Annotated in this window: 19 protein-coding genes; 10 read left to right on the top strand and 9 right to left on the bottom strand. The window is 68.4% G+C overall.

All coding sequences use genetic code 11. The annotated features are described in order from the left end of the window. Window positions 1–236: 236 nt before the first annotated feature. From ACFVU3_RS19420 to ACFVU3_RS19435, 4 genes are read right to left on the bottom strand one after another with little or no spacing between them, the layout of a single operon-like run. Entirely contained in the window at window positions 237–569 is a 333-nt protein-coding gene (locus ACFVU3_RS19420; protein ID WP_390067630.1) for a hypothetical protein, read from the bottom strand. Next, window positions 566–997, bottom strand: coding sequence for a hypothetical protein (locus tag ACFVU3_RS19425; RefSeq protein ID WP_390067632.1), 432 nt, complete (start codon window positions 995–997; stop codon window positions 566–568). The genes ACFVU3_RS19420 and ACFVU3_RS19425 overlap by 4 nt, the downstream gene beginning before the upstream one ends. 38 nt (window positions 998–1,035) lie before the next feature. Further along, complete coding sequence (locus ACFVU3_RS19430) at window positions 1,036–1,767, bottom strand: hypothetical protein (protein WP_390067634.1); 732 nt, start codon at window positions 1,765–1,767, stop codon at window positions 1,036–1,038. Between the two features lie 6 nt (window positions 1,768–1,773). Next, entirely contained in the window at window positions 1,774–2,691 is a 918-nt protein-coding gene (locus ACFVU3_RS19435; protein ID WP_390067636.1) for a hypothetical protein, read from the bottom strand. A gap of 194 nt (window positions 2,692–2,885) precedes the next feature. Between ACFVU3_RS19435 and ACFVU3_RS19440 the strand changes: the two genes are divergently transcribed. Both ACFVU3_RS19440 and ACFVU3_RS19445 read left to right on the top strand, forming a co-directional pair. Then, window positions 2,886–5,945 carry a Tn3 family transposase gene (locus tag ACFVU3_RS19440; RefSeq protein ID WP_390067638.1) on the top strand — a complete coding sequence of 1,020 codons (3,060 nt, stop codon included), beginning with the start codon at window positions 2,886–2,888 and terminating at the stop codon, window positions 5,943–5,945. Between the two features lie 100 nt (window positions 5,946–6,045). Further along, window positions 6,046–6,228: a hypothetical protein gene (locus ACFVU3_RS19445; protein ID WP_390067640.1), complete on the top strand. Its 183-nt coding sequence runs from the start codon at window positions 6,046–6,048 to the stop codon at window positions 6,226–6,228. Between the two features lie 900 nt (window positions 6,229–7,128). Here ACFVU3_RS19445 and ACFVU3_RS19450 read toward each other — a convergent pair. Genes ACFVU3_RS19450 through ACFVU3_RS19460 form a run of 3 tightly spaced genes read right to left on the bottom strand, consistent with a single transcriptional unit; the run spans window position 7,129 to window position 12,571 of the window. Further along, a complete protein-coding gene (locus ACFVU3_RS19450) occupies window positions 7,129–7,959 on the bottom strand; it encodes a hypothetical protein (RefSeq protein ID WP_390067642.1) in 831 nt (276 codons plus the stop codon). Beyond that, entirely contained in the window at window positions 7,956–10,442 is a 2,487-nt protein-coding gene (locus ACFVU3_RS19455) for a WD40 repeat domain-containing protein (RefSeq protein ID WP_390067644.1), read from the bottom strand. The genes ACFVU3_RS19450 and ACFVU3_RS19455 overlap by 4 nt, the downstream gene beginning before the upstream one ends. After that, entirely contained in the window at window positions 10,439–12,571 is a 2,133-nt protein-coding gene (locus ACFVU3_RS19460; protein ID WP_390067646.1) for an AAA family ATPase, read from the bottom strand. The genes ACFVU3_RS19455 and ACFVU3_RS19460 overlap by 4 nt, the downstream gene beginning before the upstream one ends. A gap of 259 nt (window positions 12,572–12,830) precedes the next feature. On the opposite strand from ACFVU3_RS19460, the gene ACFVU3_RS19465 reads away from it, so the two are divergent. The 3 genes from ACFVU3_RS19465 to ACFVU3_RS19475 all read left to right on the top strand — a co-directional run bounded on the left by ACFVU3_RS19465 (window position 12,831) and on the right by ACFVU3_RS19475 (window position 14,412). Next, window positions 12,831–13,184, top strand: coding sequence for a DUF317 domain-containing protein (locus tag ACFVU3_RS19465; RefSeq protein WP_390067648.1), 354 nt, complete (start codon window positions 12,831–12,833; stop codon window positions 13,182–13,184). Between the two features lie 110 nt (window positions 13,185–13,294). Continuing rightward, the gene (locus ACFVU3_RS19470) at window positions 13,295–13,585 is read left to right on the top strand and encodes a hypothetical protein (RefSeq protein ID WP_390067650.1); all 291 of its coding nucleotides are present in this window, start codon (window positions 13,295–13,297) and stop codon (window positions 13,583–13,585) included. A gap of 14 nt (window positions 13,586–13,599) precedes the next feature. Continuing rightward, on the top strand, window positions 13,600–14,412 hold the full coding sequence (locus ACFVU3_RS19475; RefSeq protein ID WP_390067652.1) for a DUF317 domain-containing protein: 813 nt from the start codon (window positions 13,600–13,602) through the stop codon (window positions 14,410–14,412). 131 nt (window positions 14,413–14,543) lie between these two features. On the opposite strand, the gene ACFVU3_RS19480 is transcribed toward ACFVU3_RS19475, so the two are convergent. After that, window positions 14,544–15,245, bottom strand: coding sequence for a hypothetical protein (locus ACFVU3_RS19480; protein ID WP_390067654.1), 702 nt, complete (start codon window positions 15,243–15,245; stop codon window positions 14,544–14,546). Between ACFVU3_RS19480 and ACFVU3_RS19485 the strand changes: the two genes are divergently transcribed. The 5 genes from ACFVU3_RS19485 to ACFVU3_RS19505 all read left to right on the top strand — a co-directional run bounded on the left by ACFVU3_RS19485 (window position 15,189) and on the right by ACFVU3_RS19505 (window position 17,990). Next, window positions 15,189–15,689: an HAD hydrolase-like protein gene (locus ACFVU3_RS19485; RefSeq protein ID WP_390067656.1), complete on the top strand. Its 501-nt coding sequence runs from the start codon at window positions 15,189–15,191 to the stop codon at window positions 15,687–15,689. The genes ACFVU3_RS19480 and ACFVU3_RS19485 overlap by 57 nt on opposite strands. A 176-nt stretch (window positions 15,690–15,865) precedes the next feature. After that, entirely contained in the window at window positions 15,866–16,315 is a 450-nt protein-coding gene (locus ACFVU3_RS19490; protein WP_390067658.1) for a hypothetical protein, read from the top strand. Window positions 16,316–16,341: 26 nt separating this feature from the next. Then, entirely contained in the window at window positions 16,342–16,815 is a 474-nt protein-coding gene (locus ACFVU3_RS19495; RefSeq protein WP_390067660.1) for an NUDIX domain-containing protein, read from the top strand. An 84-nt stretch (window positions 16,816–16,899) separates the two neighbouring features. Continuing rightward, window positions 16,900–17,385 (top strand): GNAT family N-acetyltransferase, encoded by a 486-nt coding sequence (locus ACFVU3_RS19500; protein ID WP_390067662.1) that lies wholly within the window; start codon window positions 16,900–16,902, stop codon window positions 17,383–17,385. Then, window positions 17,379–17,990: a nucleotidyltransferase domain-containing protein gene (locus ACFVU3_RS19505; RefSeq protein ID WP_390067664.1), complete on the top strand. Its 612-nt coding sequence runs from the start codon at window positions 17,379–17,381 to the stop codon at window positions 17,988–17,990. The genes ACFVU3_RS19500 and ACFVU3_RS19505 overlap by 7 nt, the downstream gene beginning before the upstream one ends. A 663-nt stretch (window positions 17,991–18,653) precedes the next feature. On the opposite strand, the gene ACFVU3_RS19510 is transcribed toward ACFVU3_RS19505, so the two are convergent. Next, window positions 18,654–19,229 (bottom strand): peptide deformylase, encoded by a 576-nt coding sequence (locus tag ACFVU3_RS19510; protein WP_390067665.1) that lies wholly within the window; start codon window positions 19,227–19,229, stop codon window positions 18,654–18,656. Between the last annotated feature and the right edge of the window lie 147 nt (window positions 19,230–19,376).

Below are 19,376 nucleotides of genomic sequence, written 5' to 3' on the forward strand. Positions count from 1 at the left end.
AGGGCGGGGTGATCTGACGGATGCCGAGGCGGCCTCTCCGGCGGCACGTCCATGTGGAGGTCGGTACATGGGGACGAAGGAGGCAAGGCTCCCTCTGATCCTGTCCCGGTTCTGAGCCCCGGAGCCGATCGCGCACCGTTGCCTAGGGAAGATCCTTCGCTGCCCCAGGCAACGTCATCGCGGGCGGGCGTGCGCACCGCCGAACGGCTTGGCTCACCCGAAACGGAGGGTGGCGCTCATGCACCTGCGGCGGAGTGGAAGCTGGTGATTCGATAGTTGAGCTGCTGGTACTGGATCGTAAACCCCATCACCCATCGCTCGCCGAGGTTGTCGATGACGATGAGTCTGGGGTCGGTGCGTGCGGTGGGTCGGTGCAGCGCCATGGGCACGGGGTAGGGGCATTCGCCGAAGCGGGACTCGGCGTGGAAGGCGCGGACTGTCACCATCCGTCCCGCGAGGGTGCCGTTCGAGTGGTACTCGGCCGGCACTCGCCGGAGGAGACCATCCAGCTCGATGATGACGGTGCGGTGCCGTGGCGCCTGATACGGGGGGCTTGGCTCCTCGATCATCTGGCGGCCGCCTCATCCTGCGCGAGGGGAGTGCCGTAGCGCATCCAGGAGCGCATGGCGGCCGCGGTGTGCGTCCGGCCAGTTCCATGGGCCCGGTGCCCCTCAAAGTTCCAGCTGGTCACTTCCAGGAAGCTGCCCTCGCCGGTGGCGAGGTCGAGGGACAGGTTGAGGAAGACGGGGCGCTTGGCCACGGCAAAGCCCTTCCAGACATGGTCCCAGCGGAAGAGCCGGCCGAAGCGAGGGTCCTCCCAGACCAGTACTCGGCCACAGCAGTGTGCTGCTGTGCAGTCGAGGATCCACAGGTCGGTGTGTGCTTCCCGGCCGGCGACTTCCCGTCGAGCCAGCGGGCGGCGCTGGACCTCGGCCCGCTGGCCGCAGCACAGCACGCAGTCCGCTCGACGGTCATGCACAGGAATCTCGGTTGCCACGCCCCAGCTCTTGATCTCTCTGTGCCAGGCGGACTCGGTCACAGCGCACCGGCGTAGCGCAGGAGCTCGGCGTCCTCTTCGTCCAGGCCCAGGGCCTCGGGGGCGACCTCGGCGAGGTAGTCAGCGAGCGTGAAGACGCCGGGGAGGCTGTCGATGCCGACCACGAGCCGGTCGTACCGCTTGGCCAGTGCGAGGTAGCGATTAGCGGTGGCCCGGTGGTACTTGGCGTCCTGGGCACTGCGCTTTGCGGCACGCTCGGCCTGGTCGGCCTCCATGAAGTGGCGATCGGCGAGGGGAGGGATGACCTCCATGATGCGGTCGATGTCTTCGATCACCAGTTGCCGGGCCGTCTTCTCCGTCAGCTCCCCGTTCTCATCGATGAGCACCTTCGCCACGACCTTCTCCTCGTCGGCTGCTCCACCACGCAGACCGGGGACCACCAGGTCGCCGTGATCGGTGCCGACCGTGCCGCAGCCGGGGCCCATTTCGGTGTATCCGGGCTCGGCCGACCCGGGCGGGCCAGTCAGCGAAGCGATGGCGAGTTCCCGGCGGACCTTCTTGAGGGAGGTGGCGCACATGTTCCTGACCATGCGGCTGACCACCGGGACGTACTTGGCGTCGCGTACCTCGAACTTCGACGAGACGACGCCGCACATCATGGCGAGTTGCTCGGGTTCGCTCGTGCGCTTGCGGATGCAGTGCAGGGCTTCCCGGTCGAGTACGTCGCGTACGGCGTTGGAGTAGCGGCCGGCGGCGCTGCGGCTGGGCATAGTTGCCTACTTTCCGGTGAGGAGTCGGATGGTGCGAGGGCGCTTCTGCAGGACGCGGTCGGCCCAGGAGACGACGGAGTCGCGGATGGACTCGACGGACTGCCATACGTCGGGGTCGTCGACGTCCAGAAAGTCGTCGGGACCCAGCAGGAGGATTTCCCGGCACTTGTGGGCCAGGTCGAAGTAGCGGATGGTCCAGTCGGCCCGCGGGTCGCGCTCCTCGCTGCCGAGGAGCTCCTGGAGCAGTTCCTCGTCCGGGTCGGGCACAGGGCGCATCTGCTCGCGCACGTACCGGGCGATCTCCTGGTCCCGCAGCATCTCGCGCACGGCGGGTTCGCGCAGGACGCCCAGAACGGCGGCGGGGCTCTTTGTCAGTTCCGCGAGGACGGCCTGGCGGACCTCCTTGCGGTCGAGCTGCGCGACGATCTCGCGCGGCGAATCCGAAGTGCACGCCGTTCCGTCCGCCAGCCCCAGGGCCCTGCGGTACTCCGAGGCGTCCAGCACGGCCGGCCAGCCCGCCCGCTCCGCGCTGGCCAGCCTGCCGAGCAGCAAGCCGACACGGCGTGCCTGCTCCTCCAAGTCGGCCACGCAGGCTGTGGTCACGCACTTCCACGGCACCTGCACGGACGTCGTGACCAGACGATCCCGAAGCTCCGGACTGGTCAGCCGAGTGACGCGCATGTACCGCTCAAGGGTGTAGGTGGCGTAGCCCAGTTGACGCGCCAGCGGATCCAGGACGCTGCTGGTCCCCGTGCCGGACTGGTCGACGATCTCCGCGCAGACGTCGCCGAGGCCGAAGCGAGCCGAGAGCTGCGCCCGGATCGCCTGAAGGTCCTGTTCCGCGCACGCTCTTGCAATTCTGAGCTGCTCGCTGGTGTAGCCGGGATCGGGATTCCCGTCCGGCTGAATCCGCACATTTTCCATGACCGGGGACGCTAAGGGGCCAAACCGCCTGAACCTTGCGTGACCCACCCAAACAGCCGGTCGCCGAGTGGCCCGGAGACCAAGATCGCAAAAATGTGGGTTAGGGGCGCTGCTGCGTGCCAGGCAGTTTGACCCCGAGTGATCGGCGCCCCGAATCTGCCCTCACAGGTCATCCGATCGTCATAGGAGAGGCAGTGGAATCGACCGAGGAAGAGCACGAACGGCTCGCTGGTTACCCGACGTTCGTCGGCGGGATCCCGGAGTCCGACTGGCCGCGGCTGCGCCTCAGCGAAGGCGATCTCCAAAGGGTTCGGAAGAAGCGGGGCCCGCACACGCAGCTCGGCTACGCCGTGCAGATCGTCGTGCCCCGCTTCCTGGGCCGGGCCCAAACCGACATGAGCCGGATTCCGAAGGATTTGGTGGAGCGCGTCGGCGAGCAACTCGGCATCGCAGATCCGCTGGCCGCAATCCAGCGCTACGGGGAGCACGGTGACACAGTTCGAGCGCACGCGAGGGAGGTTGAGCGCGAAGACGGCTGGACCTCCTTCGCCGAGGGAAGACGCCGGCTCGAAGAGCAGATGAAGCACTGGCTGGAGAGCGCCCCGGTCGGCCCGAAGGCGTTGAGAGCCAAGATGCTGGGCTGGCTCCTCGAGCAGCGCATCATGCTTCCCGCGCTGTCCACCTTGGACACTCTCGTTGGGAAGCACCGCAACTCGGCCGAGAACCACGTCATCGCCAAGCTCTACCGGAGGGTCACACCCGCGCAGATCCGCGTCATCGATGAGCTGTTGGAGGCCCCCGAAGGCCGGCCCAGCCAGCTGAGCTCGTTGCGGGGCCGTATCGTCGGCGACACCGTGCCAAGCCTGGAGAGGGCGCTGAAACGGGCGGAGGACATCGCCGGTCTCGGGTTCGTCGACGTCGACGTCTCTGATATTCCCCAGTCCTGGCTGGCGGCCCTAGCCGAGCGCGCGATGACCGCGAGAGTGCTCCGAGTCAGGGGGCACTCCACCAAGCATGCAGCGGCCCTGGCGGCGATCAAGCGCCTGGAGAAGAGCGCCCTGGACGATGCGATCGACATCCTGGACAGGCTGATCACAGGCAGGTTCATCAACAAGCCCAAGAGGTGGGCGGAGAAGGAGCTCCTGCGGGCCTATCCGGAGTTCGCGGCCAGCGGCGCCCTGGTGGCCGAGGCAATTCTCGCTGTGCTGAAGTCGGTGACTGAGCAGGTAGATACCGAAACCGGGGAGATCACCGACCCCCACACCGACACCGCATCCACCCGAGCCTTGCTGGAGACGTTCGCCGACCGTCCCGTCCTCGCCGAGGCAGCCAAGCGCCTCCTTACGTACGTGCCGGCCCGTGACTCCGACGTCGACGAAGCCCGTCGTACCAAGGCACTGGAGCAGTACCCAGTACTGCGCAAACTCGTGCCCCTCCTTGTCAACAGGAGGCTCTTCGGAGCGAACCCGTCTGGGCGGCGAGCGCTCACCGCGCTCTCCGACCTGCCCCGCCTCATGGAAGCCGAGCACGCGAGGGACGGCGAAATCGACACTGAACTATTGAAAGGATCGTGGCGACGCCTGGTGCTGGGGACACCGGGGACAGAGCCCGGCAGCGTCAATCTGCAGGCGTATGCCATGTGCGTGGTGGAGACCTTCCATCAACGCCTTTGCGAGCGGGACATCTACGTCCCCGGCAGCTCACGCTGGCCAAACCCGAAGGCCGCTCTGCTGCCCCGTGAGACCTGGGCCCGCGAACGCCTCTCGCGGCTAGCCGGCCTCGGCCTCCCCGAAGACGCCGCCACGTACCTCGCCGCGGCCCGCGAAGAACTGCACGTCGTCTTCGACAGGGTCGATTCCCGTGTACCCGACGGCGCCCAACTGGTATCGCCCGACGGACGGCTGGTACTAGCCAAGGCCACCGCGCCCCGCACGTCAGAGCTGAGCCGCAAAGTGGACGAGATGCTCCCCACGGCGGAACTACCCGAAGTCATCTTGTACATCCTGAACCACATCGGCGGCGCGGCCGCGTTCACCACGGCAACAGGTGAGCCCTTCGCGTACACAGAGTTCGACTCGTCCGTTGCTGCCGTGATGGTCGGACACGGATGCAATGTCGGTCTCGCCGCTGTCGCCAGCGACCAGGGCAAGGATGCCCTGACGCTCGAACGACTCGAGCGCGTCAGCCACGGCTTCAGACCCGAGACGATCGAAGCCTGCAACAAGCTCATGGTCGAGGCGGGGAACAGGATCCCCCTCACCAGGCACAACGGGCAGCAAATGGCCTCTGTCGACGGCGTCCGCTTCACCATCCCCAACCCGCAGCCGCACCTGGGCATCGCACCACAGGGCAGCACGGACATCACCTGGATGACCGTGCTCAACGAGCAGGCCATGCAACTCTCCGGGCGGATGGTCAGCGGCAGAGCCAGCGCCGCACTGGAGGCCCTGAGCGTACTGGCCGCACACCGCCCCCCGCGCAGGTCCGGAATCCCGTACGCGGCGATCGTCGCGGAGGCGGGAACCCACGAAGACATCGTCTTCGGACTGCTGACCCTCTGCGGCTACGCCTACCAGCCCACCACCGACCAGATCGCTGACCACCGGCTGTGGCGTATCGATTCGACGACCTACCCCCATCTGCGGGACGCGACCAGGCGGAGCATCAACGTCGACCTGATCTCGGAGTACTGGGACGACATCCTGCATTTGATCGCCTCGATCCACCACGGCGCTGTCAGCCCGGACGATGCCCTGAGGATCCTCACCCACCACGGCAAGCCCAATCAAATGGGGGCAGCCCTCGCAGCCGTCGGACGCATCTGGAAGACCCGCCACCTGCTCAACCTTTACGACAGCCCCGACTACCGTCGCGGCATCGAAGCTCAAAGCCGCCTTCACCAGGCACGTCACAAACTCGCCAAGCGCATCTGCCACGGAATCGACGGACCCTACCCCGAGTATCAGCCCGGCATGGAGAACAACCTCGGCCCGCTCGGTCTCGTGCTCAACGCGGTGGCGCTCTTCAACGCGATCTGGATCCACAAGATCGTCGAGAAGATGCGCGCACAGGGCAGGGATATCCCAGACAGCGAAGCACGCCAGCTCGACCTGCTGCGCTTTGATCACATCAACATGCGCGGCCGATTCCACTTCGAGCTGCGCGCCGAGGCCATCGCGATTCGCGAACCGGATCCAGACCCAGCTTTGGGCGAAGCCGTCGCCGACGGGCTAGACGGCCACGGCGGTCGCTGACGGCGGCAGCGAACAGGTTGAACATGGAGGTCGCGCAAGAGTGCCGGCCAGGTTCGTGAAACCCCCTGCTGACCTCCGCCGCGCGCGGCAGGATGTGCGCATGCCATCCAGGATCAAGTTCAGCGGCGCCGAAAAGGACATGACTCTCGAAGAGCTGGAGACCGCCATCCAGCACGCGCGCAACGCCGGGGCCAAGGGCGACCGCAATGTGTACGCCGTCCTCAGCACCAGCGGGAAGATCAAAGAGGTGGGCGTGGACATCGGCGACGACACCGACTACTAGGCCCCACTAACGCCAAGGCCCCGGCCGCCGTCCCCGGCAGTCGGGGCCTTCGCTGTGGTTGGTGCCGGGGTGTTCTCCGCCGGGCCGTCGGAGGGCGTTGGGGCAGATTCGCAACGAGGGCGAGCCCCGCTCACTTCCTGCGGAAGCCAGCGCCCGGCTTTGAAACGCTGGCTCCATGAAGATCTCGTTCGGGGCATGAGCCATGCCCCTCATCGACACGTCAACTTCGGTATCGCCGTCCTGGGAAAACTTCCCCCGAGCTCGACCCCGCCTAAACGATCACGCCTCTGAAGAGCAGGGACAGCCCCTAGCCCACATTTTTCGGATCTTGGTCTCCGGGCATCGAAGCGACGGCGCAGCGCCTGCTCCTGGATGGGCCGTGACCGCTGGCCGCCGACCGGCGGATCACCTCGACGGCGACCGCGCCGCCTGCTGACGTCCGTGTCGGGATGAGGACTCGGGTGCGCCCAGCTGCACGTATCAGCGCCGGGCCATATGTGGTCCGGGAATGCAGTTGCCGCTGAGAATGTGGCGCGGTTGTTGAGACCCCACACTTCGCTTGTAGGGTCTCGCGGCTCATGCCATGGGACAGCTCGCTGACTTGGTGCTCTGCTAGTTGTCTCAGCATGTGGCATGGACGTTTCGTCTCACGAGGGTGGCCATTTCCTGAGCGCAGACGGCGGCGGACTCCGGCGGTGGCCTCGAACTCGATCCAACCGACCCTATGCCAGCCGACGGCTGCGGAGGCTGTGGGGTAGCCAACCCCCGGTGACGACGTCCTTACGCCGATACGGCAGGGTGCCGATCATCGCTCGGCACCCTGCCCAACGGATCTGGGCGCCCGGGCTGGTGGCACGCTCCGATGGCCGGCTGCCGGTACGTCCCGCCTGCGAGAAGGCCCTACTTGAGGAACGGAGCGAGCGCCTTGGCTGTGGCGGAGCACTTGAGATAGGAGGCGGCCTTGTGGAAGCTGAAGGCGCCGATACCCGCCGAGACGTTCGAGTCCACGTCGTCAAAGTGGTTGGTGAGCGGTTGTGGGATGGCGACCAGGTCTCCGGGATCGGCGATGTTGATCCAGTGGCCCACCGTCTGCGGCCGGACTCCCTTGCCCGACCTGGGGGTGTGCTGGAGGTGCGGGAAGACGATGTCCGGCATGGCCAGCGGCGACCCGATGGTGAGCAGCACGTCGACCTTGTGGGCGTGCCGCCAGAGCGTGTCGTAGGCGACGACCGATCCCAGTGAGTGGGCGATCAGAACCGTGGGGGACTCCTTGGCGATGGCGTCCGCCAGCCGCTGCTGCACCGCTCGGCGCGCGGGGGAGTGCAGGTAGCCGACGAGCTCGGGGAAGTATGAGGCCACGAACCTGCGCACGAGTTTGGTGTCCAGCCCCTTGCGGTGGGCGACGGCGTCCGCGACCCAGCGGACGGGCGTCAGGGCCCGGCCCTGTGCCTTGTTCAGATCGAGGCCGTGCAGTTCGCCCCATCGGCGGGCGGCGTCAGCAGCCTCGGGCGACAGGTGGTCGAGGTCGTCAGTGGCGCCCTGCGCGGCGGGACCGGTAGGACGCAGCAGGTCCGCGTAGTACACCAGGCGCATGTCCACGGCATCCACGGGGACGGGCAGCTCCCGGTTGAGGGCCTTGTGCCAGACCGCGCCAAGGCGGGCGGCGGCCGCTTCGGGTGTGCGCGCCGGGTCGTATTGGTTGACGCCGTGGATGGCGAGAATGCGGGTCATCGGCTTCCTTCTGCTCGGTGTTCCGGTTGGGCCGGCCGGCTTGACGGGGTGAACACGGAGACCTCGCGCCCGTAGCCGATGGCTAGGACGCCGTCGGCATGGGCGACGGTCTGGACGTAATCCGGGAGGTCGATGCGGTCGAGCTGGGTGCCGGTCGAGGTCTCCCAGATGCGGACGGTGCCGTCGGAGCTGCCCGAGACCAGGGCGTCCACGTGACCGACCCGGGAGAAGGCGAGGGAGCGCACGGGGCCCGTATGGGCAAGCAGGGTGCGCAGTACCGTGCCGTCCGTCAGGCGGTTCAGGGTGATCCGGCCGCTTTCGTCGCCCGCCGCGGTGACCGGCTCACCGGCGACCGATCCAATCGCGACCGCCTTGACTGGTGTCTCGTAGCGGTGACTGTGCAACAGCAACGGGCGCCCGTCGCGCAGGAGCAGCGTCCGGCAGGTGCCGTCGTACGCGCCGCTGAGGACCACCGTCCCGTGTGGGGTTGCGGCGACAGCCAATGCGGACACTCCGGCGTCCCTGCCACGCCCGGGGGGAGTGAGGAGCCTGAGTTCCTCACCGGTGCCCGGGTACCAGACGGTCAACGCGCCGTCGTTCCTGCCTGCGACCACCTGGAACCAGCGCCGGTCTCGGGCGAGGATCGCCAGCGCGGTGACTGCGCTGGGGCCGGGGTCTGTGCTTTCCCTCGGCTCCGGCCTGCCGTACTCCCAGAGGTGCAGTCGGCCCTGCTCGCCGCCTGCGGCGATCCAGGTGTACCCGCGGTCCGTGAGGACGTCGGCGGCCTGCAGGGGCTGCCCGTCCGGGTCCGTGCACTCCCCTACGTTCTCACCGGTGCCCGCGTCGAGCACCCGGATGGAGGCGTCGCGGCAGGAGGTGACGGCGTACAGTCGGCCGTCGATGCGGTGGAGGCCGAGGGTGCGGACCCAGTTCGGATGTTCGCCGGGGAGCCGGGCTGGCCGGCGGTTGCGCAGGTCCCAGGTACGCACGGTCCGGTCCTTCGACACAGTCACCGCCACCGGACGGGTACCGGACAGGGCAGGCGCGACGCGGTTGACCCCACTGGTGTGGCCGGCGAGGACGTCCCGCAGTTCGCCCGTCTCCGCATCCCAGGAACGAACCGTGTCGTCCTCCGAAGCGGTCAGCAACACGCGGCGGCCGTTCACGGTCGTGGTCACGAGATCCGTGACGCGGCCAGCGTGTGCGCGCTCCTCGCGCAGCAGCCCGCCGGAGCCGAGGTCCCAGGTGCGCAGCATGCCGTCGCGGTGGCCCGCGACAGCCCGCCAGCCATGCGCCGACGGGTGGATTTCGATGGAGTCGATCTCGTTGCGCTCCCCCAGGGGGCGCCGGCCCTCGGTGACGGCCGGGTGGAGCAGGGAATGCACGAGCAGGCCGCTGTGTGCGTGGAAGGCCGTACAGGCTCCGCTCGCATGGCCAACGACCGCCACACACTGACCGTCGACGTCACGGGTGGCGAGGGCGGTGATCCGGTCCGCCGCGTTGCCGTTGCGACGCAGCACGTCCCGGTACCGCAGCTCGCCGCCGGGCAGGGCGAAGGCGCTGACGTAGCTGCCCTCGGTGACCGCGAGCGCGAAGCGGCTGTTCCCTTCGCGGCAGACCGCCACGAACCGTACCCGCTGCCCTGCGGCCCGCACCGGCCGGGGAGGTTCCGCTTCCGCACGCAGGTCGGCCACGTACGGGAAGGTCTCGGTGGCCATGGCGATCAGACCGGAGTCGTCGATGACGAGCTGCCTGACGGGAGATCCCACGGACAACGAGCCCATCGGACGGCCAGTCGACAGATCCCACCGCGTGACCCGGTCGCTGCCAGTCACCAGGACCGGCCGGCCGTCGAGAAGGGCGGAGGCGAAGCTGGTGACCGGCGAACCGTGGAGCAGCACGTGCCGGGTCCGGCCAGTGGTGAGGTCCCAGATCCGAACCGTATGGTCCTTGCTGCCCGTTGCCGCCACCAGACGGCCGGCGACCTCGGTCACAGTCAGGGCGGTGATGGCCTCGGCGTGGCCGGTCATGGTGGCGCCGGCCGACGGGGAGACGTTGGTGGCGCTCGACCATACGCAGTGCCACGGAAGCACGCGGCCGCCCGGCAGTCGTTCCATGCTCGCCGCCAGCTCCCGGTGGCCGAGGCGCAGGGCGTCAAGGGCGAGGATCTGACGTCGCGCTCTTGGATCCACCCGCTGATGCCAGCTGACGGAGGCGCAGTACACGTCGAGCAGCTGCTGGATGAAGCCCCCGTATACGTCCCGGAAGGGGGAGAGCGCCGAGGTGACGGACCTCGGGTCGGCGTTCACGAGGTACTCGCCGTCGGATAGGAGCTCGCCGAGCAGGTCGCCGCCCACCCGGGCCGCGTGCTCGGCGGCATGCCGCCGCAGGTAGGGATCGGCGAGGTCCCAGCGCCGGCCGGTGCCGTAGCGCGGCAGGCGGGACAGCAGCCGCCGGAAGACGGCCTCTTCGTCCCCGGTCATGACGCCTTCACCGGGCCCGTACCCGGTCCTCCCTCGGGCCGGTCGGCGAGCGACCCCACCGACGGGCCGGGTCCGCCGCGCGGGTGGCACCGCAGATGCTCTACCAGCTCCTGGTGGAAGAGCCGGTAGAGCGTCGTCCCGTACGTCGGGTCCACGTCGCGCCGGAGGTAGAACGCCACGTGGTCCAGCGCCGAACGGACATCGGCACGGGTCGGTCGTGCCTTCCAGGGGTGGAACTCGGGCGCGACATCGGCGATCGCGTCGGCGGGCATTCCGCTGCCCGCGCTGAAGGCCAGGGCCGCGAGGACCGGGCGTGCCCACGGGTGGGTTCGCTCTTCACTCAGCTGTGTCTCCAACAGGGCGGCGAAGGTCAGGGGCAGTCCGCTGAGCGCGCGCTCGACCTCCTCTTCGGTGACCGGGGCCGCGGCCTCGAGGTACCGCACGGACAGCTGGGCCTTGAGGAACTCTCCGCCCTCAGCGTGGCTCTCGATGCGTTCGGCCGCGCCCTTGGCGACCATGCGCCGCTCCTCCCCGCGGGTGAGGTAGGTGTCCGTCTCACTGAGCATCTCGCCGATGTAATCGGTCAGGGCCTCCCTGAGCCCGGCCCGGTCGACGGCGTCCAGATTGACCAGCGACTGGCGTGGGTCACCAGCGGCCTCCGCCAAGTGGGGAAGCTTGTCCCAATAGGGGCGCACACCCACCAGGAGCTGGCATGCCCGCCGTCGGCCGCCGCCCAGGTTCTCCCGGTTCGCCAGCGGCAGCAGCAGCTCCACACTGATCTGCACGCTCTCCATGGCTTCGTCCAGGGCATCCACCACGATCAGAGGTTCCTCCGCCAGCCCGGCGACCGCGTCGACCAGTTTCTGAGTGGTCCAGCCTTCCGGCGGCGGCGGAAGATCGAGCTGGGCGGCGACCGTGTCGACAACCTGGCTCAGAACCATCCCCCGCGCGTGCACCGCGGCCACTCGGGAGCGGGGGTCGGGACGAAGTCTCGTCGGGATGCTCTGCATGACCGGCCTGAGTCCCTTGACCAACTGTGGGTGGGCACAGCAGACCACGACTCCCAGCAGCGCGGACTTGCCGACCCCGGGACTCCCGGTGATGACGCAGAGCGTCGCACCTTCCTCCGCGCCCTTCTCAAGCCAGGCGCGGATCCGTTCCAGCTCTGCTTCACGACCCTTGAAGTGGCAGGTCGACTGGGCCTGCTGTGTGGTGTCGCGCCCGGACGCTCGTGACATGTAGTGATGCACGTCGAGCGACTCGTGCACGTTGCCGACGATGAACTCCTGCAGGTCCCAGTAGTTCTTGAGATTCAGGACCTCTGAGGGGTCCTCACGAAACCACGGGTTGGGCAGGAACTCGGTCACGAGCCCGTAGAGGTCGCTGGAGACGACCTCCTGTACTGGGTGGCCCGCGTCCGTGGACAGCTGTTGCACCCGTTTGTGCACCGCGTCCTTGAACCACGTGAGCCGAACGAAGCGCTCGCTCGGGTGGATCTCACTGTGGCCCTGAGCCAGGCCCCTGAGGACGTCGCTGACCGCCTGGGAGAAACGTCCGTCCCATGCCTGGTCCTTGGACGGGCAGGCCGCGATGACGAACGCACGGCGGTCGGCGAACGTGATCGCTTTGGTCGGATCGATGCCGGCCCCGCTGTGGCAGACGTCGAGCAGCAGCAATATGTGCCCGGAGCACCTGCGCGCCTGGGTGAGGAACCGTGTGATCCCGAAAACTGTCTCGAAGACGTCCCGGTGGTCCGAGGGCAGGGAGTCCGTGGCGACGACGCACAGCTCGTTCGAGCCAGGTTCGATCAAGCCGTGACTGAGGACATGGACGATCGCATCCCCACCGTCCCTGATGTCCCTCAGCAACCGGTTCATGCGACCGGCGACGGCCGAATAGTCCGGGTTGTGCAGGTGATCCGGAGGGCCAGCCAGCACCCCCGACCAGCGCTCGACAACGAGCTCACCAAGGTGCTCAGCGAACTCGAGCTTCCCCCAAGTCGATCGTTCCGGTGGGTCTTCCTCGTCGTCTTCCTCACTGCTGGCGCCAGCGTGCGCAAGCTGGAACTCGGACACCGAAAGGACCACGGCAAGGTCGTCGGCCTTCCCCGGTAAGTCGTCCCTAGCCACGCTTCGCACCTTCTGCCTCGCCCGTGGTCGCCTCAGAACAGACTAGGAGACAGAGCGGATACCGGGATGGGATTTCTGGCCACACGGTGGCCAGTTGGTCTGAGATCTGGCCAGGAAAGCTGAGCCCCTACATCGCTGTCATAGGACAGTTCGCCCGCGGCAGACGGGAAAGATTCTGGAATGACTGGCCAACGGGTGCCTAGGCGTGTCAACGTAGACGACCTTCCCGAGAAGTCCCAGGTCAGAGAGGTGATCGCCCGTGACCGTGGCTCCCGTGAGCCCCGGATTCTCCACCACCGTCCAGGCGCTTCGGCTGCGTGAGTGGCAGCTCGGCCCAGGACAGCCCACGCTCGTCATGGATCAGTTCTCCGCCGACGACTTCCACCTGGTCGTGGACGATCGCGCGGACGTACACGTCAACTCGAAGGACGGCCGCTTCTATCTCGGCTGGTTCCCGCTCGGCCGTCCCGGCACAGACAGGGAAGGATGGAAGATCGCCGTAACTGGTACGGCCAAGGTGCGCGGCTACCACGTGTCCTTCGACATCGAGACGCCGGCCGACATCGTGGCGGCCGCCGTAGCCCGGGTTCTGGAGACATCTCGGCGCGTGTAGCTAGCGCGAAGAGTCCGGACCGGAGACCTGCGACGTGGAGGCAGTTGTCCGGCCTAGCAGCGGAGACGCAGCTGCCACCCCAGTCGCCTTCCTCATACAAGGAGTTGCCTGTGGCGCACACGGAGACAACCGTCGGCGATCTCGTCGACCAGTTGTCCGCCCACGACCGGAGCACACCGCTGCGGCTGGCCATGAACCCGTTTTTCCCGATGGCGCATCGCCTCGAACAGGTCATCCAGGCTGTGGACGAGACCGGGCGGCCCGTCGTCTATCTGGCCGAGGGCCGGGACGCGGACACGCAGCTCGGTCATCTGCCGCCCGAGGTCGCTGTCGCCCTGACCTGGCAGACGCCCGTCCAGGCGCCCCCACGCCGCCCTCGCCGCCGTGTCGGCGTCAAGTAGATCCGCACCAGCCCTTGGAGGCGCCCCTGCATCCCGACTTCCCGCTCGATCCTTCCGCCGCGAACAACACCCAGTCTGCGTACTGGGTCGGCCCCCGGCACCTGGCCGGTGACGACGGGCAGCTCTACGACGCCGTTGCCGACACGCTCGCCAACCTTGGCTGGACGAGCCTGACGATCGTCCGCGGGCGACAGGAGCCGGACGAGGACCGAGAGGTCCTGCGCAGCACCGTCCTGCACATCAGCCCTGACACCCTCCGGTGGGCCCAGTGGGTCCTGGCGGACGAACCGTTCCATCTTGGCGGCCTGCCGATCGCCTGGCAGGTCTCGGCTCGCGCGGACACGAGCAGCCCGCTTGCGACGTGGTCCGCGTACTTCACCCCAGATGTCCCGGGCGAGATCCTCGTCGACTTCCTCGTCGCGCTCGATGCCCGAGATCAGCCCGCCGTGCCCCTTGCCGGGCCCGAGCTGGTCATGGACGCCGTCACGGCACACGGCTGGCTCCGCCACATCGATCAGCCCGACGCCTGGGCGATGGACCCGACCTTCACCTCGCACCTCAGCCTGGGCGAGGTACCGCCCCTCATTCAGGACGGCGACCCGCGGGCCCTGACGACCGAGGCTGACGAGGCCGGCCCCGCTGGATGGCAGGCATGGGCCGAGCCCGTGTTCGGGGCGCGGTATCTGTGGGCTGCGTCTTTCGGCGCAAGCGTGCCGCACGACCTTGTCCGCGTGTTCGCCGCCTCGCTCAGCTCCACCGCGCCGGTCCTGCGCCGGGTCCTGCCCGCGAGCACACAGGATCGCCTCTTGCGCGCCCCGGCCCTCTAGCGCCTAGGCAGGGCCAGAGCGCCACCTCGACTGCATGAAGCTCGGTCACCCCGAATGGGAGGGCCGAGCTTCATGCGTGCTGGCCCCGTGCGCTGACCGCGCACCGTGCTGCTCTGGCCTGGGCGAGCCGCCTATGCGGCGACGAGCATCAGCAGGTCGTCGACTCCTTCTGCGGTGCGAACGCGCTCGAAATCGGGCACGAGGTCTTGCACCAGCTTCTCGCAGCGCGGGGCGCCGATCCGGCGGGCGAGCCTGAGGGCCTCGTCCGCCGCCTGGGCGGCGAGCTCGGGCTCCTTCGACTTGAGATGGCTCGCGGCCTGATAGGCGAGGAAGACCCCTCGGGTCTTGTCGCGGGTGGTGGGCAGCAGTTCCCGCCCCTCGGCGATCAGATGGTGGGCGCGGGCGGTCTCGCCGAGGTCGAGCAGGCACTGGCCGGAGTCGACGGCGAGGTCGGCCTCGGACAGCCACGAGCACCAGGCCGGCAGGGGCCTGGTGCTCGAGGTTCCAAGGAGATGCTCGGCTGCTGACAGAGCGCGCAGGGTCTCACGCTTCTCTCCCTGCGCGGCGTGGGCACGGGCCAGGCGGAGGTGAAGCAGGGACTGTACGTCGGTGACATCGACCGGCAGGTCTACCGTGAAGCCTTCGCCGAGGTAGTCGGCCGCCCCGCCGAGCACCTCCCCGCTCGCGGCACCGGCGTCACGATGCCCCTCGCGGTTCGATCCCTCCTCCTGGACAACGGCGTCTCGGAGGACGACCTCCCCGAGCTGCTGCCGCGGATGGTGGACCTCGTCCCCCAACGCCTCGCCGCCCATACGGATGACCTGCGTGAACACGGCGTCCTCATGCCCGGCGCGGTGGAAGCGCTGCGCTCGGTCCACCAGTGCCCCGACTACGTACCGACCATCGTCACGGGCAACCTCAAGCCGAACGCCCTGCTGAAGCTCGCGGCCTTCGACCTCGGAGGCTACGTCGACGCCGAAATCGGGGGATACGCCTCCGACGACCAGCATCGGCCGGCGCTCGTCGGGATCGCGCAGAAGCGCGCTCAGGCCAAGCACGGGACGATCTTCACCCGTGCCAACACCGTCATCATCGGCGACTCCCTCGAGGACGTCCGTACCGGCCTCGAAGGCGGTGCCGCAGTCGTCGCGGTCGCCTCTGGGAAGACCCCGGCTCCCGTCCTGAGAGATGCAGGAGCCGATGTGGTTCTCGAGACTCTGGAAGACCTTCAGGCACTGCGTGACGCCATGGCAGGCTTTGCCTCGCCGCACGGTTGAACCGCACCGTAGGTGAGCGCGAGCCTGTCGCGAGTGTTCGGCTGCGGCGTTGTGCATGGTGCGCGAGCGTGTGCCGCAGCCTACCGTCGACAGTCGACGCTCAGACGTTCCTGGTGAGCTCCTCAGGCAGGAGTGATCCGGTCCAGCTCGTCACGATCGGCAAGGCGTTCCACTGGATGGACCGTGCCCAGGTCGCCGCAAACCTCGACCAGATCGCCACCCCCGGCGGCACCGTCGGCATCGTCTCCGACAGCCACCCCGACAACCGGCCCCGCGACGACTGGGAACCTGTCACCGCAGAAGTACGCAGCCGCTACCTCAGACCACAGCGGCGCGCCGGGTCGGGAACCTACGAGCACCTCGCCGAGGGGCACAGCGCGCTCCCTGTTCTCCCACGTCGACATCCTGCGATGGGACCGCATCATCCCCGCACCCTGGACGAAGTGATCGGCCTGCAGTTCTCGTTCAGCTACAGCACACACACCCCGCTCGGCGATCACATCGCCGAGCAGGGCGGGAAGTTCGAGGAGCACGTCCGCACCGAAGCCCTGATCGCCGCCCGTTCAAAAGTCGATAGTGCCGGCGGCCGAAATCGGCCGCCGGTCACGGAGGTCCCTGTAGCGTGACCGGCCTTGTCGATCGGAGGAGAGCCATGCCTGAGAAGACCGCAGAGTCCGGCGGTACGTACGCCGCTCACTACGCCGACGTTCACCTGATCGTCCGCCGGGGCGACGAGTTTTTGATGGGGCGACGTCGCAGTCAGCCGGTGTTCCCCGGCATGTACCAGGTACCAGCCGGGCTGATGGAGGACCACGAGCCTGCCGCGCTGGCAGCCGCCCGGGAGTTCACCGAGGAGACCGGCGCCACCGCCGACCCCTCCGACGTACGGTTCGTGCACCTGATGCACCACGTCTCCACTCACGCCGGGTCACGGCGGATCGCCTTCTTCTTCGAGGTCGACCGCTGGCACGGCCAGATCGGAAACCCCGAGCAGGACAAGTGCGAGGGCTGGCAGTGGTACAAGCCCAGCAGCCTTCCCGCGCCTCTGCCTCCGTACCTCGCGGTCGCCCTGCAGCACATCGCCGATGGCATCACGTACAGCGAATACGCCTGGCCCTCTGCATGAGTGCCGGCAAGACGTGGATGCGGCCGGTGCGCAGTACCGGGCACCAACCGCACACTGCTGACACCTCCATGAAAGGAAGAACGCATGCCGGTCAGGGAGTTAGCCCGTCGCGCCGTGGTCGCGGATGCGCCCGAGCTGGTCAGGCTGCGATGGATCATGTTCGGGTCGCCTGGTGCAGCGCCCGCTCCGCGATGGGCGGCGGACTGCACAGCGGCATTCGCCCAGCGCCTCGGCGACCCGCTGTTCGCCATTTTCGTCGTTGACACCGGGAGGGGCGGCCTGGCCGCGTGCGCTGCAGGAACCTGCACTCCTCGACTCCCCAGCCCGGGGAACAGTGCCCCCTATGCCGGGCACATCGGGTCAGTGGCCACCGACCCGGTGCACCGCCGCCGTGGATACGGCCGGGCCTGCGTCACGGCCGCGCGCGATTGGCTAGCCGGGCAGGGCTGCGCAGTCATCGATCTGTACGCATCGGCGGACGGCCGCCCCCTGTACGACACGATGGGCTTCGTTGTCCGGTCTGATGTCGCGATGATCTGGCGCGCACCGAGCGCGAGCCGCGAATGGTGACTGGTCAGGCCCTCGGGCAGGACTGGCAGCCCGCACCGCTGAGTGAGGTCGCCGCGCTGTTCTCGAAGACGGCTGCCCCGTGGTGGATCGCGGGCGGTCATGCCATCGAGCTCGCCACGGGCCGGTCGTTCCGCGAGCATCACGACATCGACGTCCTCGTGCTGCGCCGAGACCAGCTCGCCGTTCAGGAGGTACTTGCCGGGTGGCAGTGGTGGGCTGCTGACCCGCCGGGGAACCTGCGGCCCTGGCGGCCCGGCGAGCTGCTGCCGGTCGGCGTGCACGACGTCTGGTGCCGACCCACCGCGTCGGCACCGTGGCGGATTCAAGTGATGCTCGACGAGGCCGAGGGCGACGACTGGGTGTCGCGGCGGGACCGCCACGTGCGGTGCGGTCTCGCGGACCTGGGGGCAGTCTCCGCGGCCGGCATCCCCTACCTGCGGCCGGAGGTCCAGCTTTACTACAAGGCGAAGCAGCCGCGGCCCCGGGACGTGGTCGACTTTGCCGCGGTGCTGCCGATCCTCGACGCCGGACAGCGGGCATGGCTCGTGCAGTCGATCGGCAGCACGTACGGGCCGCACCCATGGATCGAGCAGCTCGGCGAGTAGGTGCTGAGTCCGTCGCACGCCGACTCAGCTGACCGGCTGGGCGTGGGGATGGGCCTCGTGCCAGGCGTCCCAAATGTCGCTGCGGAGTTGGCCTCGCGGTGGCACTTCCATGCCCTGGTCCTTGGCCCACCGCCGCACCTCGGCCACCGGCGATGTTGTCGCGGTTCTTGAGGGCTCCGGTCGGCGGCGCGCGGGGATAGCGGGGTGGGCGGGCGGCTGTGGCAGGTTGTTGGGGGGTGCTGGCGGTGAAGTCGCGGCGTTCGAGGATGCGGCGCCGCTTGTGGTGCATGCGTTCCAGCCAGGGCACGTCCGCGTCGAGGCCCCAGATCCCACCCCTGCCATGGGGCGATCCAGCCGATGGCCTACCCGCCCGGCGCCGAGTCCGTTGGACGCCCAGGTTCGCGGCCGCGAGGTTCGGCGCAGTTCCTTCGGGCACGTACGCGAAGCCGTCCCAGGACTCCAGGCCCCGCGGTTCCTCGGGCCGCACGTGCGTGGCTCCGCCGCCGACGGGGCGGTGACAGCGGTAGACGTCCATCGGCGCACGCCTGCGATGGTTGGTGCAGGGCGAGCGGGTCGCCGGGGTCGTTGCTCGGGAGGGCGTGGGACGGCTGGTTCGGCGGTCCGGGATGGGCGAGCGTGCCCACGGTCGTTGCGCTGCCTCGTCTACTCGTACGACCAGGCCCGGCCAGTGGCCTCGCCCGTCTTGCGGTACTCGTCGACGGGGATCGGCCTCACGCCGGGCCGCATCCGGTTCAGCAGAAGAAGTCCGTTGAGGTGATCGATCTCGTGTGTGATGAGCCGCGCCTCGCCCCGTTCGTAGACCGCGGTCTCGGTGCTGCCCTCTGGCGTCACCGATTCCACCGTGATCCGCAGGGGCCTGGGGACCAGGGCCCGTACGTCGAAGAACGACAGGCACCCTTCGAACTTTTCGTCGATCTCTTCGGCTGCGGCGGTGATGCGGGGGTTGAGCAGCACGATCGGGTCGGCGGTAGGCGGCTGGACGACGGCCGCGGCCCGGCCGATGCCGATCTGCGGGGCAGCTAAGCCCAGGCCCTTGCCGGAGAAGTCGTGGGCGCGGCGGATGCGTTCCATGGCGTCGAGAAGTTGGCCGACGACGGTGTCGGCGGCCTCCCGCTCGTCAGGGAGTGCAAAAGGGCGGGCGGGGGCGGCCAGGATGGGCGCGCCGTACTGGACGACGCCGAGGTCGCGCATCTGCTGGCTGGGTCGCACCTGGACCATTCCCCTTTCACGGCTGCTGATCGGGATTCTGCCCGATGGGTCGGCGGGGAGGGTCCTGTTTCAGTCCAGAGGAGGCCGGTCAGACCAGGGGCGCTGTCGACGGCCACAGGTAGGATCAGCCGTTCTGGGTGCCGGGGCGGGTACAGA

It is taken from the genome of Streptomyces sp. NPDC058052, assembly GCF_042885515.1.
Lineage (GTDB): Bacteria > Actinomycetota > Actinomycetes > Streptomycetales > Streptomycetaceae > Streptomyces.